The organism is Terrihalobacillus insolitus (genome assembly GCF_028416575.1).
Classification (GTDB): domain Bacteria; phylum Bacillota; class Bacilli; order Bacillales; family Amphibacillaceae; genus Terrihalobacillus; species Terrihalobacillus insolitus.
On sequence record NZ_JAMQKB010000001.1, the window covers coordinates 534,421 to 551,546 of the forward strand.

17 protein-coding genes and 2 riboswitches are annotated in these 17,126 nt (G+C 37.7%); of the genes, 6 read left to right on the top strand and 11 right to left on the bottom strand.

The window, feature by feature from the left end:
• Window positions 1–737 precede the first annotated feature (737 nt).
• The gene (locus NC797_RS02505) at window positions 738–1,466 is read left to right on the top strand and encodes an MOSC domain-containing protein (protein ID WP_272435063.1); all 729 of its coding nucleotides are present in this window, start codon (window positions 738–740) and stop codon (window positions 1,464–1,466) included.
• Here the strand turns inward: NC797_RS02505 and NC797_RS02510 are convergent.
• Window positions 1,452–1,949 carry a glycine/sarcosine/betaine reductase selenoprotein B family protein gene (locus NC797_RS02510; protein ID WP_272435064.1) on the bottom strand — a complete coding sequence of 166 codons (498 nt, stop codon included), beginning with the start codon at window positions 1,947–1,949 and terminating at the stop codon, window positions 1,452–1,454. The two genes, NC797_RS02505 and NC797_RS02510, sit on opposite strands and share 15 nt — an antisense overlap.
• Window positions 1,933–2,223 carry a hypothetical protein gene (locus tag NC797_RS02515; RefSeq protein ID WP_272435065.1) on the bottom strand — a complete coding sequence of 97 codons (291 nt, stop codon included), beginning with the start codon at window positions 2,221–2,223 and terminating at the stop codon, window positions 1,933–1,935. Before NC797_RS02515 ends, NC797_RS02510 begins: the two co-directional genes overlap by 17 nt.
• A 266-nt stretch (window positions 2,224–2,489) precedes the next feature.
• On the opposite strand from NC797_RS02515, the gene NC797_RS02520 reads away from it, so the two are divergent.
• The 4 genes from NC797_RS02520 to NC797_RS02530 all read left to right on the top strand — a co-directional run bounded on the left by NC797_RS02520 (window position 2,490) and on the right by NC797_RS02530 (window position 4,542).
• On the top strand, window positions 2,490–2,843 hold the full coding sequence (locus tag NC797_RS02520) for a transposase family protein (RefSeq protein ID WP_272435066.1): 354 nt from the start codon (window positions 2,490–2,492) through the stop codon (window positions 2,841–2,843).
• Window positions 2,756–2,959, top strand: a complete 204-nt coding sequence (locus NC797_RS18395; RefSeq protein ID WP_417168672.1) for a transposase family protein — start codon at window positions 2,756–2,758, stop codon at window positions 2,957–2,959. The genes NC797_RS02520 and NC797_RS18395 overlap by 88 nt, the downstream gene beginning before the upstream one ends.
• 109 nt (window positions 2,960–3,068) lie before the next feature.
• Window positions 3,069–3,611: a DUF6932 family protein gene (locus NC797_RS02525; RefSeq protein WP_272435067.1), complete on the top strand. Its 543-nt coding sequence runs from the start codon at window positions 3,069–3,071 to the stop codon at window positions 3,609–3,611.
• Window positions 3,586–4,542 carry a hypothetical protein gene (locus NC797_RS02530; protein ID WP_272435068.1) on the top strand — a complete coding sequence of 319 codons (957 nt, stop codon included), beginning with the start codon at window positions 3,586–3,588 and terminating at the stop codon, window positions 4,540–4,542. The genes NC797_RS02525 and NC797_RS02530 overlap by 26 nt, the downstream gene beginning before the upstream one ends.
• Window positions 4,543–4,810: 268 nt before the next feature.
• Here the strand turns inward: NC797_RS02530 and NC797_RS02535 are convergent, their stop codons facing one another.
• The 9 genes from NC797_RS02535 to NC797_RS02580 all read right to left on the bottom strand — a co-directional run bounded on the left by NC797_RS02535 (window position 4,811) and on the right by NC797_RS02580 (window position 15,159).
• Window positions 4,811–5,440, bottom strand: a complete 630-nt coding sequence (locus tag NC797_RS02535; protein ID WP_272435069.1) for an NUDIX hydrolase — start codon at window positions 5,438–5,440, stop codon at window positions 4,811–4,813.
• 497 nt (window positions 5,441–5,937) lie between these two features.
• The gene (locus tag NC797_RS02540) at window positions 5,938–6,228 is read right to left on the bottom strand and encodes a hypothetical protein (protein WP_272435070.1); all 291 of its coding nucleotides are present in this window, start codon (window positions 6,226–6,228) and stop codon (window positions 5,938–5,940) included.
• A 427-nt stretch (window positions 6,229–6,655) separates the two neighbouring features.
• Window positions 6,656–7,708, bottom strand: coding sequence for a galactitol-1-phosphate 5-dehydrogenase (locus tag NC797_RS02545; protein WP_272435071.1), 1,053 nt, complete (start codon window positions 7,706–7,708; stop codon window positions 6,656–6,658).
• 499 nt (window positions 7,709–8,207) lie between these two features.
• A complete protein-coding gene (locus NC797_RS02555; RefSeq protein ID WP_272435073.1) occupies window positions 8,208–9,239 on the bottom strand; it encodes a zinc-binding dehydrogenase in 1,032 nt (343 codons plus the stop codon).
• Between the two features lie 177 nt (window positions 9,240–9,416).
• On the bottom strand, window positions 9,417–10,676 hold the full coding sequence (locus NC797_RS02560; protein WP_272435074.1) for a galactitol-specific PTS transporter subunit IIC: 1,260 nt from the start codon (window positions 10,674–10,676) through the stop codon (window positions 9,417–9,419).
• Between the two features lie 61 nt (window positions 10,677–10,737).
• Window positions 10,738–11,025, bottom strand: coding sequence for a PTS sugar transporter subunit IIB (locus NC797_RS02565; RefSeq protein WP_272435076.1), 288 nt, complete (start codon window positions 11,023–11,025; stop codon window positions 10,738–10,740).
• Entirely contained in the window at window positions 11,001–11,510 is a 510-nt protein-coding gene (locus NC797_RS02570) for a PTS sugar transporter subunit IIA (protein WP_272435077.1), read from the bottom strand. The genes NC797_RS02565 and NC797_RS02570 overlap by 25 nt, the downstream gene beginning before the upstream one ends.
• A gap of 27 nt (window positions 11,511–11,537) precedes the next feature.
• Window positions 11,538–13,592: a BglG family transcription antiterminator gene (locus NC797_RS02575; RefSeq protein WP_272435078.1), complete on the bottom strand. Its 2,055-nt coding sequence runs from the start codon at window positions 13,590–13,592 to the stop codon at window positions 11,538–11,540.
• Window positions 13,593–14,004: 412 nt separating this feature from the next.
• A complete protein-coding gene (locus NC797_RS02580) occupies window positions 14,005–15,159 on the bottom strand; it encodes an acyl-CoA dehydrogenase family protein (protein WP_272435079.1) in 1,155 nt (384 codons plus the stop codon).
• A 78-nt stretch (window positions 15,160–15,237) separates the two neighbouring features.
• Window positions 15,238–15,349: riboswitch (SAM riboswitch) on the bottom strand.
• Window positions 15,350–15,500: 151 nt separating this feature from the next.
• Window positions 15,501–15,603, top strand: a riboswitch (SAM riboswitch).
• A 94-nt stretch (window positions 15,604–15,697) separates the two neighbouring features.
• On the opposite strand from NC797_RS02580, the gene NC797_RS02585 reads away from it, so the two are divergent.
• On the top strand, window positions 15,698–17,083 hold the full coding sequence (locus NC797_RS02585) for an LLM class flavin-dependent oxidoreductase (protein WP_272435224.1): 1,386 nt from the start codon (window positions 15,698–15,700) through the stop codon (window positions 17,081–17,083).
• The last annotated feature ends 43 nt before the right edge of the window (window positions 17,084–17,126 follow it).

Sequence of the window (17,126 nt, forward strand, 5' to 3'; positions counted from 1 at the left end):
ATGCGTCTTCATCGCCCTGATGAGAGCGCGTTTGACCGGTTTTTCGCCCCGTATGCGTCTTCATCGCCCTGATGAGAGCGCGTTTGGCTGGTTTTTCGACCCGTATGCGTCTTCATCGCCCTGATGAGAGCGCGTTTGGCTGGTTTTTAGCCCCGTATGCGTCTTCATCGCCCTAATGAGAGCGCGTTTGGCTGGCTTTTAGCCCCGTATGCGTCTTCATCGCCTGGATGAGTGCGCGTTTGGCTGGTTTTTGGCTCCGAATGCGTCTTCATCGCCCTAATGAGAGCGCATTTGGCTGGTTTTTGGCTCCGAATGCGTCTTCATCGCCCTAATGAGAGCGCGTTTGGCTGGTTTTTGGCTCCGAATGCGTCTTCATCGCCCTGATGCACAGCTTATCATTTGGCACTTTTTAAACATGTCTAATAGAAGAAACCTATATTCACAAATTTTTCATTATCATAAGTTGAACTGAAATTTTCATCCAAAAATACTGCTTTTTCTAACGTAAGCCTGTTTGATATATAAGAATACAGTTCTACGATACAATAAAAAGACAACCATTAAGAGACAATTATCCCCAACACCAAAGGAAGCGAACTCGTGTCAGCAAGCTTCAACATCGGGGAATCAGATGGAAACTCGACTCCATCTGATTGGAAATTCCCATCTACGCTTCGCAGTGAGGTAGGGGCTCTAAAGCTCTAAACCATTTTAAAATTAGTATTGGAGGGAATGAAATGTTAATCGGTCATATTAAAGAAATTGTTCGTCATCCAGTAAAATCTTTCCGTGGAGAAAGTGTACAACAAACGAAAATAATGGACTATGGCTTATATGGAGATCGTAGTCATGCGTATTTAGATGAAACAAAAAAAGGCGATTTCTTAACGATTACTCAATTTCAAGAAATGGTTCGCTATAAAGCAAGATTTGCAGGGGAAGAATCAATGAACAAATATCCTAAAGTCGAAGTAACCACGCCTGAGGGTAAGGATTTTGATTGGAAAGATCAGGAACTAATTAAAGAATTGAAAAACAAATCGAAACGAAAAATTTCTACCACAGAATACACCCCTTCACATGTACCTATTGGGCCAATTGCAGTAGAACACGTTCTACTTGCAACAGATGCTTCATTAGAAAAGTTGAATGAACTATGGGGGGAAGATGAAGTTGATTCGAGGCGTTTTCGTCCTAATTTAATTCTTTCATTAATAGAAAAGAAACCTTTTATTGAAGAAGAATGGATTGGCCGACGGATTAAAATAGGAAATGAAGTAGAAATGGAGTTCGTAGGACATTGTAAAAGGTGCATGATTATTACTGTTAATCCTGATAATGCCGAACGAGATTCGGGTCTACATAAAACGATTATTAAAGAAAATAACAATATATTTGGTGTTTATGCTTCCGTGATAAAAAAAGGTGACATTCATGTGGGTGATGAAGTGTCATGCAGGGCATAATAAGGTAATATCAGCATGATCCTTTACTACTGCATCAGCAATATCTTCTGCTAGCTTTAGCTCCAATTGTTCCGGATCCATATTGTACCCGATGAACGTGAAAAAGTTATCCGTTAAACCGCCAATGATGCCCTCTTCTGCTAGCTCATGGAGTCGCTCAATCGGAAAAATGACATTTAAATCTTCATTTGCTCCAACAGTAAGGTATTTCAACTGATGGATTTCCAAATCTTCAGGCTTTGAATCAGATGGTACAGTACGATATGTATAATCACCAACAGGGTGCACTGTGTCAAAAGGCATCGTTCCAATAGGCTGTACACCTGCAGAGCTAACAAAGGTTAGTTTCAACTCTGATAAAGGTTTTTTCACTTGTGCTAATGGAACATATTCATCTTTCATAATCATCGATCCAGGATATCGTTCGTTAACTGTTTGCCAAATACCAGGACGTAGCTGTTCGTGTTTAGAGGTTTCCGTCATGAATCCATTCCCCCGATCTTTTTAAAAAGTAGAAGTGTAGATGAAAATATAAATGTGCTAATGTTTCTGCATCATTATTCTCAAGTGTATCAAAAATAAACGCGCGGTCCGTATCAGGAGAATCTAATAGCAACTTGAGTGCTTCAATCCAGGATTTATCAATCTCTTTACGACCATCATCCTCATTTCCATCACCAAAGTGCAATCGTACATACCGGATCAGTTTTTCATTGTCACCATTCTTTATAGCCTCTTTTAAATATGGTAAGGACATTTTTAATTGTTGGCCCCCTTCTCGAAGATAGTACTAATATTATCATTTTTCTAATAGGAGGTAAAATTTTCTAATCATATTGACAAACCGAGTACATGTTGGCTGTTCCTAAATTATCAACTCCTAGTAATAATCAATAACAATTTCTTTCTCTTTTTATGAAGAATTAACTGGTAAAAGCATAATAAATAATTGCTTCTTCGCTGATTAATGAAATAACTTGGGCATACTGGAAACTACCAATTAAAAATGATAGGTGGTTTTCAATGTTAGTAGAAATTAAAGACCTAGATAATGTGTTTCATATCCCAGAACCGTGGTACATTAATAAGCGCATTTTTGATGAAAACAAAGAACAGCTTGATGTTTATTTGAAAGTTGATCGACAGGCAACATTCACAAGTTCACAGTGTAGAACTGAACAATTGCCATTCTTTGATATTGGCGATTATGATCAGAAATGGCGCCATTTAATTTTATTAGAATACCCATGCTACATTCATGCGGAGCATCCCCGAACAGATTGCAAGAATTGTGGAAAAACCGTATCGATATCCCTTGGGCGAATAAACCACGCGCTACCTTCACCAAACTGTTTGACGCACGGATTACGCTACTAGTGAAAGACATGCCTATGAGTGCTGTTAGCCGTTTAGTGGGCGAACATGACACACGGCTATGGCGAATATTACATCACAACGTTGATTATGATTTGATAGGAGAGTGTTCAGGATAAAGAAGACAAACTCAGAAAAAATACTTGATATGCAGTATATTCTTAATTGTTTTTTAAACATCATTAGTATAAAATTAAATTAAGATTTTGATCGGATGGATGTGGTCATATGCAAGAATTTATGGAAGATGGAAACCTTTTTCCTGGAATACATACTTATTCTTGTGAAGAGTTTGAAGAACAATTTGTTACTATGTTTACAACTTCATCTACAAGAAGTAGAATTTATAAAAGTCTCAAAGAATGGCTGAAATTGTTAGTGGATATCTTACCGCCCAGGTACATTTGGTTAGATGGAAGTTATTTAACAACTAAGATGGATCCTAACGATATTGATTTAGTCGTTTTTTATAGACCTGAGGACATTGTGACCCTGGGACAAGATAAAACAAAACAATTGGGAATGCTTATAAATCAATTATCGATAAATTATAACTGTGACGCCTATTTTTGTTATACGTTAGACCATTTATCACAAGAGGTGGTAGCAGCAAATTTTAAAGGGCAAGAGAAAATAATGCAAACATATTGGATGGGGCAGTTTTGTTTTGATCGCAGTAGAAAGCCTAAAGGTATCATTGAATTTAAAAAAGAAGTAATTGAAAAGATGTTAGGAGGTGTTAAAAATGATGTCGCCTCAAGAAAGAGCTAATGAAAAAATCCAAGAAACAGAAACGATTATAAAGGAAACCAATGAGATACTTAATAAATTGGAATTACCTGATTTCGCAAAAGAAATTCAATTAAATTCATTTAACAGAAGGTTGAATAATCTAAAAGAAGAGTGTGAAGAGATTGAACGTACAAGCGAGTCTGAAGAGTTAATCTTAACATTACATCCTAGAGATTTACCATCAGGCCAAATATCTGTACGATCTTTAACAACAATTTTAGGTGGTTTTCAAAATCTTTCAGATAGTATTGCAAATACACTATATAATCAGCCAAGTGAAAAAGGGAAAATACCACAAGAAATTTTAGACTTTAACGAAATGATATTTAAGGAAGCAAAAGCTGGGTCATTTAAAGCTGTTTTAGAATTAAAACATTCTTCCAAAAATTTGTTTGATGAACCAGTGCAGTCTCAAACATTATCGGAGTTGTTTGAACTTCTGTTTTCTTCTGAAGGAGAAGAAACACTAAGTGAATCAATCTCATTCTTGGGACCTCGTGCTTTAAAAAATTATTCTGAATGGACAAAGACATTAAGAGATTTAGATACTGCAGTAGAAGTTGAATGGGCATCCTCTTATAAAGGATACTCAAAAGTATCTATTAACCCTGAAAAAGCAGAAAATATTTATAAAATACTAAGTGAATTTTCTGAGACCTCAGAAGAAGAGGTTAACTTAAATGGAAAGCTAATGGGGGCGAATATTAGAACAAAAACATTCGAGATAAATACAAATGATGGTGAAAAGATTACAGGAAGAATTAGTAAAGATGCTCTTCCTAAGGTTGCCTCATTTGTACTTGATAAACAATGTAAAGCTATATTGTTGAAGGTTACAACTAAGAGTAGTTCTAAAGAAAAGGTTTCTTGGACATTGAAATCTATATCTGTAATTAAAGAAGAAGACTAATTTTTAGAATTTTGATCGTACTTTGTTAAATATTATAGATAAAAACTGACTTACTTGGCTCATCACTTAATAGGTGTTGGGCTTTTTTATTTGCGTTTTTCTCGGTACCTAGTACCATTTATGGGAGCTTCGCTAATATAGTGGTAGTAAATGGGAAGAAATAGCTGCCGTGATGAGGTATGATGTACGTTGGGTTTATCGGTTACATAGAAAAAAAGCACTGAAAGAAGCGACTGAACGATTAGAAAAAACTAGGTGGAGCGGACCCCTAAATTGCTTTTCCCATCAAATAAATAACACGTTTGTAATATTCAAGTTCATGGGGGACAAATGCTTCTTTCCCTACATTTTTACAGACATATAATCTTTCCCCTGATTGATCTGTATCAAAACCCTCAATTTTAATTTCATTTGTCTTTCCTAACCAAAGGCTAGAAAAGTCATTGAAGTCCACTTTTACAATTCCTGATACTTCTTCCAATGAAAGTCTAAAATCATCAAAGCTATGATTAGCTTCATAAAGAAATACATGTGCGATTTCCTTATCAATAAATCCAATATCTTCATTAGTGACACAATAGTTAATAACTCCCAATGGTATTAGATCCGAAAAGGAAACACGAATCCCTGTTTCTTCGGTTACCTCTCTAACCCCATCGCTTACTGTTTCATTAGATAAAATATGTCCGGCTGCTGTAATATCAAGAAGACCAGGATAATCCTGTTTCTTATTACTCCGTTTTTGTAGATACATAGATACTCTTCCATTGTCTTTGTTATAAAACCAACAGTGAAACGTTTTATGCCAAAACCCTTTACTATGTGCCTCTTCCCTTGTTGCCACGCCAATTTCTTTTTTATTGTCATCAAATATTTTAATCATCTCTGTTTGTTCCAAGATTAATAACCTCATTCTCGCTTTATTTTTTTCTAGAGTGAAAAGTTGTGGATTACTAGACTGTTAAACTTCCTCCGCACAACGGAATAAGGTCGATTTATCCGCAAGAACATCACTACATTATGAAAGTACTTTGCTATTGATTTAATTTACTTCTGAGTGTTGATAACCAATAAAATCCAACATAAGTATACCAAAAAGTACATCTTTCTTATAAAGGGGTCAGGTACCGCAAAAAGACATATGTCCATTTGTGATGACTGACCCCTTGTGTTAAAACTTAGTACGTCCAAAAACGGAAAATTCATGTAGATACTGTTTGGTTCCTCTTTATTTACGTTGTCGTAATTTACCATTATAGAAATACAAATACATGAGAAGGCTTTCACTCGTGTCGACATCTAATAATGTCCACGTGGCGTTGGGTTAGGGATGCTTTTAGCAAAAAATTAAAAATGGGAAAAGATTTTTCTGTTTTGGTGGGTTACTTTGGAGTTTTATATTTGTTCGGATACTTTTCGAAGTTTTCGTTCGTGCTGAACACTTTTACTGGATAAAAAATCAACCGTCTCTTGAGTCTCAGTCAAATCTATCCGCAAACCGTCAACCTTTTTTCCAAGGCGATCAAAACCAGCATCCATTTTGGTCTCCAGTTCCCCCTTTACTTTGTCTAACTTTTTATCCATGTGTTCGGAATGAAGTTGTAGCGCGTCTGTTAACTTTTTATCCATGTGTTCGGAATGAAGTTGTAACGCATTTAAAATTTCCTTTATTCCCGATTGTTCCATTAATATTACCTCTCTTTCAGTAATATTATAAACTTTCTCATAGTTTTTGGAAAGAAAAAAGAGAGACCTGTCAAAATCTTTTTTCATAACTAGCACACATAAAGAAGACAATAAGTCTTTCATTACCACAACAAATTTGTTATGATTACTCAACTTTCACAGACCGAAATAGGTAGGTATATCCTGATATATTTTAGAAAACCTGCAACTCATTGTTTGATTGATGATATCTGGTTTTGACCGATTGTACTCACGCAAAACTGAGACGAACCATAAAAAAAGTAAAGGTAGACCCATTATAATATGACACTCTACCTATCTACTTTTGAAAAAATTGTTTATTTGAAAATTTTTACAAAATTATATTGACAACAAACTTCTAGTTGCCAACATTAGAATATGAGAACTCTACCAATTTCTATTCCACTCACCCCAACTCCGGATAAAACAGTACCTTTCCAAAAAAGCCATCCTTATTAATGATTTTGTCAAACGTTTCTGGGCCTTCACGCAATTGTAAACGATGGGAAATAATTGGTTTGACATTAATTTGTCCAGTACTCATGTAATGAACAGATGTGCTCCATTCTTTACCTGGGAATGATGCGGAGATGGCGTTCCACGAACCTAAAACGGTCAACTCATTACGCACTATCTTCTCAAAGTAAAACCGTTGAATGTTAATATCAGCATACGGTATCCCCATAAAGACTACTTCTCCACCTTTTTTAGACAATGCTAAAACTTGTGCAGATGTAATTGGTGATCCAGCAGATTCAACCGCAACATCAACACCAGACCCGTTTGTATGCTCCAAAATCTGTTCGTGAGCAGGTTTTTCTATCGAATTAACTAATACGTCTGCACCAACTTCTTTAGCAATTGCTAGCTTTTCATCATCTATATCAATCGCAAAGACTTTTTTTGCTCCAAAAATTTTTGCCCATTGAATAGCAAGTAGTCCAATGTTACCACACCCCATAACAGCTACTTCTGCGCCTGGTTGCATTCTGGTACGGTAAAATCCATGCACAACAACTGATGACGGTTCAACCATTGCTGCAGTGTCAAAATCAACACTATCTGGAATTGGAATGACATTCTCTGCTGGTAATTTTGCATATTCTGCATATGCTCCAGGGTGATAGGCACCCATGACATGGAGTTTTTCACAACGTGCCAAATCGCCATTTCTACAGCTTTCACATGTACCACAATAAAATGTAGGACAACCGGCTACACGGTCGCCAACTTTAACATTGGTTACTTCTGACCCAACATCGACTACTTCCCCCGAAAATTCATGCCCAAAAATAGTTCCTTCAACGTACGGTCCAAGCTTTGCATATCTGGAAATATCCGAGCCGCAAATCCCTACAGCTTTCACCTTTATAATTACATCATCTTTTTTCTTTACAAATGGCTTTTTTGATTCCTCAAAGCTTAAATTCTGTTTACCATAAAACTTAAGGGATTTCATCTCTTTCACCCTTTCTGTGTCGTAATATCTTGTTAGTTTGTTGATTCTTTTTTCTTACTAAACATTTTCACCAAACCCACCCCGATGACGATAGAATTGAAAATTAATTGATACTCAAAATAAAATTGACTTATAGATCTGAAGGGGCCAAGCATAAAATCTATTAACGTTTCTACCATTTTATATCCCTCATTTCTATTGGGGGGCTGTCCTCAGGGGACAGACCTCAATAATAACTAATTTTCGCCAATGAACCACTCGTACCGATTACGGTTGTCTCCGGTATCTACGATATTCACCGCATCCCCAAATATCCGAATACCACCCGATGCTTTTACAACTTCGCAAATATTTTTCTACAACGTCAAATTCTTGTTTTTGCATTTTCACAGCTTCAATGAAGTTTTTGTATTGCCTGGAAATTCTATTAATTTAGAACATGACTAGCTGTGTCCAATACCAACTTATCTGTAGTCTATACCAATAGAAATTCCCATTATTATTTAGCCGGCGTTAAAAGTACTTTAATCGCTTCCCCACTTTTAATTTCCTGGTATGCTTTATCCCATTGGGTTATATCAAATTCATGTGTTACCATAGCTTTTGCATTTACACGTCCATCGTTCATAAGTGCAAGTGATGGTTCCCAGTCAGCAGGCTTTTGACTTCTGGTGCCGACAACCTGGATTTCTTTTTGAATAATTTTTTCGAGGTCGAATTGTACTTGCGGCTCAGCGAAAAGTCCAACCTGACAGTATTGTCCTTTTTTACGCAAAAGATCAAGTCCTTGTTTGGCTGCTGGAACCGCACCTGAGCATTCAAATATAACATCTGCTCCATAGCCATTTGTCAAACCGTTTACGATTTCCTTGATATCTTCTTCCTGTGTATTTACTGCATAGTCAACACCTAATTCTTTTGCTTTATCCAAACGAACTTTATCATTTGTTAAACCAGTGATTAGAACTTTTGCACCGCGGCTTTTCGCAACCTGTGCCGTAAACAAACCAATTGGCCCTGGACCAATGACAACCACAACGTCGCCTTCGTTAATGTCTGTTTTGACCACAGCATGATGGGTACACGCTAATGGTTCTGTCATTGCAGCAGATTGGTAATCCACATTTTCCGGAAGCTTATGAACACTTTCTTTACGCGCAATTAAATATTTCGCAAAACCACCGTCCTGCTGTGTTCCGAGACCCTTACGATGGTTACAAAGATTGTAATCTCCTGATTGACAGTACTCACATTCACCGCAAATATAGAAAGTCGTTTCGGATGTAACGCGGTCACCTGGTTTAAATTCAGTTACACCTTCACCAACCGTAACCACTTCACCAGAAAATTCATGACCTAATGTCACTGGTACACCTACTTTGTAATGCCCCTCATACGTATGAATATCAGAACCGCAAATTCCTGCATATTTCACTTCAATTTTAACCTGGCCTTTCCCGACCTGTGGTTCTTCTTTATCTTGAATTTCTAAATTCCCAAATCCATGTGCAGTTTTAACTAATGCTTTCATTTGAACTCCTCCTGTATGACAGTTCCTATTTTTGTGTTATAGAGGAAATACAAGCGAACTCATTTCAGCAAGCTGAAATATCGGGGGATCAGATGGAGTCTCAACTCCACCTGATTGGAAATCCCCACCTACGCTTCGCTTAGAGATGGGGGTCTAAAACCCTAAACCATTTAATGATTAATTAAATAAATCAAAGAATTTATAAATCACCCAGTTAACGATATTACCACCTTGGTCAATACTTGAGATTTGAGCAGATCCTTCAGGCATATCGAAGTTCGTTGCTTCAGCCATTTGTGTGAACAATGGTGCAACATCTGTTGCGATATACAATGAAATTGCAATCATAATCGTACCAACAATAACGGAGTGAACAATGTTACCACGTGCAGCACCAACGATGAATGCGACAATAAACGGAATCGTTGCCAAGTCACCAAATGGAAGCACAGCATTACCCGGTAAAATTACCGCCATTACTACTGTAATTGGAACAAGGATTAGTGCTGTTGAAATTACAGCAGGATGTCCCAACGCAACCGCTGCATCAAGTCCGATATAAATCTCTTTGTCACCAAATCGTTTGTTTAACCACTCACGAGCAGATTCTGATACAGGCATTAGTCCTTCCATCAGTATCTTCACCATACGTGGCATTAGTACCATAACGGCGGCCATTGCCATTCCAATTTCAATAATGTCACCGACACTGTATCCTGCTAATGCACCAATTGCTGCACCGAGGAAAAGTCCGATGAATATGGATTCTCCAAAAATACCGAAACGTTTTTGAATTGTATCAGGGTCCGCATTCCAGTTTCTAAGTCCAGGAATTTTTTGAAGTCCTTTTACAAGGAAGATACCTGGTGCGTAAGAAATTGTACTACCTGTTGCAATTGAAACACCTGGTAATTCATAAAATTCACTCATCATCGGTGCTGTCCAGTCAGCGACTTTAAGACAGACAATCTGGAACAATACCGCTGCGATTAGACCTTGAACAATACTTCCTGAAATCGCGTATACCATTGCAGCCATAAACGTATAATGCCAAAAGTTCCAAATATCCACGTTCATTGTTTTCGTTGTTTTTGTTAAAAGCATAACAACGTTTACAACGAGACCAAGTGGGATGATAAAAGCTGCTACTACAGATGCCCAGGCAATTGATGATGTTGCTGGCCACCCTACATCAATAACAGTTAATTCAACGCCCAATCGATCAACCATGCCTTGTGCTGCAGGACCAAGATTACTAACAAGCAAATCGATTACTAAGAAAATACCGACAAATGCAACACCAATTGTTAAACCCGAACGAAATGCCTTACCTGGTTTTTGACCAAAAAATAATCCTAATAAAAAGATTGCGACAGGCAGGATTACTGTTGCACCTAAATCTAAAAAGGCCTGTATGAAATCCACAAATCCTTGCATTCTCTATTCCTCCTTACTGTTTATGTTGGGGTCTTTTCACCATGGGAAAGACCCCCATTCTCTATTTTTTAAGTTCTTCCAAGATTTGTTTCTTAGTATCTTCAACACCGATTCCAGTCAAGAATGAGCGTGCATTAATTACTGGAAATGGATATTCTTTTTTCGTCATTGCAGTAGTTATTAATAAATCAGCTGTATCTACATAACTACCAACTTCAGCAATTTTGATTTGAACTAAATCAAGGCTAAGGTTGTTTTCTTTTGCCATTTCTTCAATAGCACCATTAACAACTGTGGATGTTGCAATACCAGCACCACATGCTATTAAGACCTGTTTCTTTTTAGACATTGTTGTTCACCCCCTTCAAGTGCAAAATCTAGTTTTTCAGCTAGTAAGTTTTTAATATTTGTTTTGCTTTTTTCGTTTGCTAAATACGCCAATATCTCTTCATTTTGGAAGATTTGCATTAAGCGTTGAAGCAACGACAACTGATCATGTGCCTGATCCATCGCCAGCATAAAAACAATTCCAACTGGTGTTGTGTCTTCAGGATCACCCATGACCCCAAAATCTACTGGATCTTTTAATGTAGCTACACTAATCGTTTTTGTATTAACATGCTCCACATCCGTATGCGGAATGGCTACGGATACACCTTTTGTTGGCAGCCCTGTTGCGAATTCAACTTCACGAGCAATAACCGCATCTATGAAGCTTTCTTTTACAAGACCCTTCTTCGCTAAGTTCTCTCCCATTTCCCGTAAAACATCTTCTTTTGTTTTTTTTTCTAAATCTATTAAAATAATAGATTCATCAAAATTAATCACACTCATTTACCCTCACCCCTGTCTAAGTTGTTCTTATTCTTTTGAGTAGCTTTTTATAATATTCCAAATTTCGTCAACAGAACCTGCTTGAATCACAGCGTTACGATCTTCTTCAGACCCTGCCAGCTTCATTAATTGCATTAAAGCTTTCAGGTGTTGTTTCTTATCAACAGCTGCTATTACAATGACTAAATTGATTGAGTAATCCTCAGTATAATTAACACCTTCCGCTAACACGAGAAGGCTCATGGAAACTTCATTGACCCCTTCATCTGGTGCCGCATGTGGTATCGCTATATTTGGCCCGATAACAATGTACGGATCCTTGTCATAATGATTAACCATTGCGTTTACGTATTCCTGTTCAATGTACCCGTTCTCAATTAATGGTTTGGAAGCTGTTTGAATGGCTGCTTCCCAGGACGGCACAGACTGTTTTAGCGTAATTGTTTCTGGTGTGATCAGGTCACTTAAATTAATTATCGGATTTCGCACTTGTTTCGTTTTAACGGCTGCTGTATCATCTCGATTAATATAGCGCAACAGCTCTTTCGACAGCTCCTGTTCGTCGTTGACCGATGCATGATTTTTAACAATCGAAATTAAATCTTCCACATTTATATCAAATGGAATGTAACCGTGAAGCTCCATCATCACCTGTTTACGCAATCGATGCTTTTCTTCACGCTCCAAAAATGAATTTGCCATAAACAGCTTCTTATCTGTTTCCAAGAATGTCGGCGAAAAAACGATGTCATAATCAAGTGTGTACCCTTGAAATTCTCTAACGGATAACGAATCAAGAAAAACGAACTCAGGAAATAATTCCCGTAATTCACTGAACATTAACCGTGATACAGATACACCTTTAGGACAAACAACAATCGCCTTGACCTTTTCCTGGATACTATCTCCCTGTCTTGTCAACCACCCACCAATTAACATTGTCAAATACGTGGTTTCGCTTTCAGGAATTTTCATACCAATTAATTCTTCTAATGGTTTTGTTGATTTTTGTACTAAATGGTGTAATGCCATAAACTCCTTACTCACAGAATCCTGAACATGATTAATTTCTGTAAGCTGATATTTAATTCGGTAATACGCTGGATTCACATGGAGCAACAGTTTGTTTAACAATTGCTCCTTATCCTGCAGGAAAATACATGCTCTTTTTTCAAATAAGCGCAGCATATCGTCAAGCGCCTGCATTAAATTCGGAATCGTTTGTTCTGTCAAATACCCTGACCAATGCACATTTGTTGTAAGGAGATGCAAGGTAATAAACAGTCGTTCTTCCATCGGGATGTCCTCAATGTCGTATAAAATTTCTTCTGTTGCCAAGTATTCCTTTGTATCGGATAATTCCTCGTATTTAATGTAAAAGGAACTAACTTTTTGCCCCTTTTTGATACGACGCAAAACCAATGTTAAGGTGTATGGCATTGTGTCAATTTTTTCGTCGGTAAACTTCAGATTCAATTTATTCTCGACCTTGGCAATCCGCTTATTCAATTCAATAATTTCATTTTCATGAATAGCTGCTAAATTACGTAACCTGCTTGCACCGTTATTCATTTCAAGAAATTTATACGTAACATGAATCAGTAATTTTCGAATCAAAAATTCCTTACCTTCAATCACATACCCTAATTTTCTTGAATAACGGATCGTCAAATCATATTCGCCAACATAATCCTGCGCCCGTTTCAAATCGCTAAGCACCGTATTTTTACTAACATCCAATTCACTAGTAAAATGATTCAAAGAAAGTTCATCATTACTTAAAAGCATCATGACAATCATATAAACCCGTTGTTTTTCCGAAAGAATATCCATATCTGCCGATTCAACAGTATGATCCATATTCAATTTCGTGAAAAGACTCTGGTCAATAATAAAATGTCCCTGTCTGGTCCGTTCGATTGCCGGCAGATTCTTGCTGATAAGCCAGTCATTTATTTTGTCGAAGCTGTAGCCAAGCTGTCTCCGAGTCAAGTCATATTTCTTTTCCATATCCTTGCTCGTAATACTTGGATTACTTATCAATTCTTCTAAAATTTTATTGCTTCGATCATCAAGATTCATGATAACCCCTCTTTCACTAATCATTGTATCACCGTAAATCAGTATGGTGGATGCGTTTTCATCGCAATCGCTTGAGTTTATGTTGTACATCGCTGTGATTTACATTCGGGAGTACTGTTGAGTTGCACATTAGGAAGGTGGCGCTCATATTTGAATATGTTGTGAATTTCAGCTTTTGAATTTAGATTCCGGATAGGTGCTGTTAATTCGGGTTTCGTTAGGTTGACATGAAGCGTGGGGGTAATTGGGGTTTGTTCGGATTTTTTACGCTCATCCAGACTTCAACACTAAAAAAACTATTGTCTTAAAAAAGGGGTCAGGTACCGCAAAAAGACATATGTCCATTTGTGGTGCCTGACCCCTTAGCCTCTTAGCCTCTTGGAATGTTACCGCTTTTTCAACAGGACTTTTATTATTCATCCAAAACTGCCTTAGCAAGGCTATAAACGATTGCATCATCTGTTGGAGGATTATGAAGTCCTGCACGTACATCACGGAAATACCGTTGTAAAGGGTTTTGAGCTGAGAGGCTTCTAGCTCCAACAATTCTCATTGCCAAATCTACTACTCTATTCGCACTATTGGTTGCTATATGTTTTACAGCTGCCAATTCGGACCCCATATTACCTCGTTGTTCAGGCTGCTCGACCCATTTTCTAGCAACAGAATAGAGTACTTCACGTGCGTTAAATAATTCTAGTTCCATCTCTCCAATTTTTCTTCTCACTTCAGGTACATCTTTAATAGGACCTGGTAAGGTGCTTGGGCTGTACTCAGAAGCAAATTTTACTGCGTAGTCCCGAGCAGAAACAGCTATCCCTATGTAAACGGCGGGGATTTGTAGATACCACCCCTTTGGAGATGGTTTCTTGATATCCTCTTCTACCAATAATGCATCTTCATGGACAAGAACCTGGTCTAAAATAAGGTCATCACTTTTTGTCCCCCTCATCGAAACACTATCCCATGTCTCCTCTATACGGACACCGTCCAGCTGATGGTCAACTAAGACAAATCCTTTTTTACCAGTTTGATTCACATCGACCGAGACAATAGAATAATCAAGTGCTACAGCCATGGATGTGAAGGCTTTGGCTCCATTAATTAGCCAACCGTTATTTTTTTTGATTGCAGTGGTAGTAGGGATTCCACCCCTAGAAGGACTCCCTGTAGCCCGTTCTGTTTGAGCAAGGTTAATAAGTGCCTGATTTTTTACAATTAAATCACATACGTTGGCAAATTTCTCTTCCTTCCAGTTTTTACTTTCGGCAACTTCAAGGATAACGCCGAGTTGCCAGCCGAGAGATAGGGCTGTTGGTCCATCTCCCTGGGCTAACTGTTCTTGAATCTTGAGAAAATCATAGAGGTTAATGCCATTACCGCCATATTCTTTTGGTACTGTAAGAGCCAGGAATCCTTTTTGCTTTAAGTCTTCGAAATTTTCATAGGGGAATTCTCCATCTGCATCAATTCTGGCGGATCTTTCTTTAAAAATGACAGCTAAATCTTTAGCCTCCTGTAATAATTTATGCCGTTCCGTATTCATGGTTTGTTCATAAGTTATCATAAAAACGCCTCCATTCATTTTATTGAAAAGAAGTCCACTTCCGAAGACGACGAAAGAGGACTTTGATTATTACATCCGATCTCATCTGTCAGACATGGTAAATGCCTGCTGGAATTAGCACCTTTCTTAGTTGGATAAGTGGTTGCTGCAGGATCGAAGGACCAGTTTCCTCCCCTGCTCTTGATAAGTTACTATTAAATATTTAATTAGCTACACTTTAAATCAACTTCTAATTATTGTCAATATTTCAATTATGCAAATCAAAATAATATTTTAAAAATAGTATTGACAGCCTTTTTAATCTCCTGTATATTTTTTGTTAAATTAATAATTAAATGTTTTTCTTATCTAGAGAGGTGGAGGGACTGGCCCTTTGAAGCCTCGGCAACAGACTTAAATAGTACTGTGCCAATTCCAGCAAGCGATGTGCTTGAAAGATAAGGAAGGATTTGTGCTTATGTAACTAAAAGCCTCTTCTTTTCTTATGAAGAGGCTTTTTATTTTTTAAAAAAGATATTCATGATAGGAGGAGAAGAAACTGAGTAAACAAATCATATTAAATGCATTTGAAATGAATAGTTCGATGCACAATTCTCACGGTTTTTGGAAACATCCAGAAAATAAGAGGCATCGCAGATACAAGGACTTGGATTATTGGGTTGAATTAGCGAAACTTCTCGAAAAAGGAAAATTTGATGCGGTGTTTTTCGCCGATGTTCTTGGAATTTATGATGTTTACCAGAAGAGTAAAGCTCCATCTATCCGGGACGGTTTACAGGTGCCAATAAATGATCCTGCTTTACTTATTTCTGCAATGGCCAATGTAACCGAGAACTTATCCTTTGCGATTACGGTGAGTACTACATATGAAGCGCCGTTTGGGAATGCTCGACGTTTTTCTACCTTGGATCATTTGACTAAGGGAAGAATAGCTTGGAATGTGGTAACTTCTTATCTGCCAAATGCTGCAAGAAACTTTGGCCTACAGGATATGATTAAACACGATGAACGTTACGACATAGCTGATGAATATCTTGATGTTTCATACAAGTTGTGGGAGCAAAGTTGGGAAGATGACGCAGTTGTTGAGGATATAGAAAACAATACACTCGTTGATCCAGCCAAAGTACATGAAATTAATCATGAAGGTCACTATTTTAAGGTCGAAGGTCCACATTTAAGTGAACCCTCTTTACAAAGAACTCCCGTTATTTATCAAGCAGGCACATCTGAAAAAGGTAGAGAATTTGCAGCAAAGCATGCCGAGTGTATTTTTGTTGGTGGTCCGACACCAGAAAGAATTAGGTATTATGCCGATGATATTAGAAATCGAGCGGAAAACCATGGCCGTAACCCGGAAAATATTAAAATAATTTCTTTCCTTAGTGTGATTGTTGCGGAAACGACAGAGGAAGCAGAACAGAAATTTGAGGAGTATAACAAGATGTGGAGCTCCGATGCTGCAAAAGCACAGTATGGGGCAAGTGGTTATGACATAGCAGAGTATGAAAATTCGGATCCCGATTTGCCGTTTGAATATAAAAAGTCTACTGAAGGCGGACATTATAAAGCCGCGACACTTACCAAAGATGCACCAAAAAAATTAACGGTAGGTGAAGTATTGAACCGTTTTGAATCGTTGGACCGCAACAGTATTATTGTTGGAAACCCAACAGAGGTTGCCGATGCTATTCAATTTCAGTTTGAGGAATCAGGCGTTGATGGATTTAATTTAAATCACTTAGTAACTCCTGGCGATTTAGAATCTTTTGTGGAACTAGTCATACCTGTTTTACAGGAACGTGGATTATATAAAACAGAATACAGGAAAGGCACTTTACGGGAAAAGCTATTCCCTCAAGGTAAAAGTATTTTGCCTGAAGACCATCCTGGAAGTAAATTTAGACGTGTACCTGCTAAATAGTAATAAAAAAGCCTGGTAAATAGGAAGTGGGGGAAACAGCCGT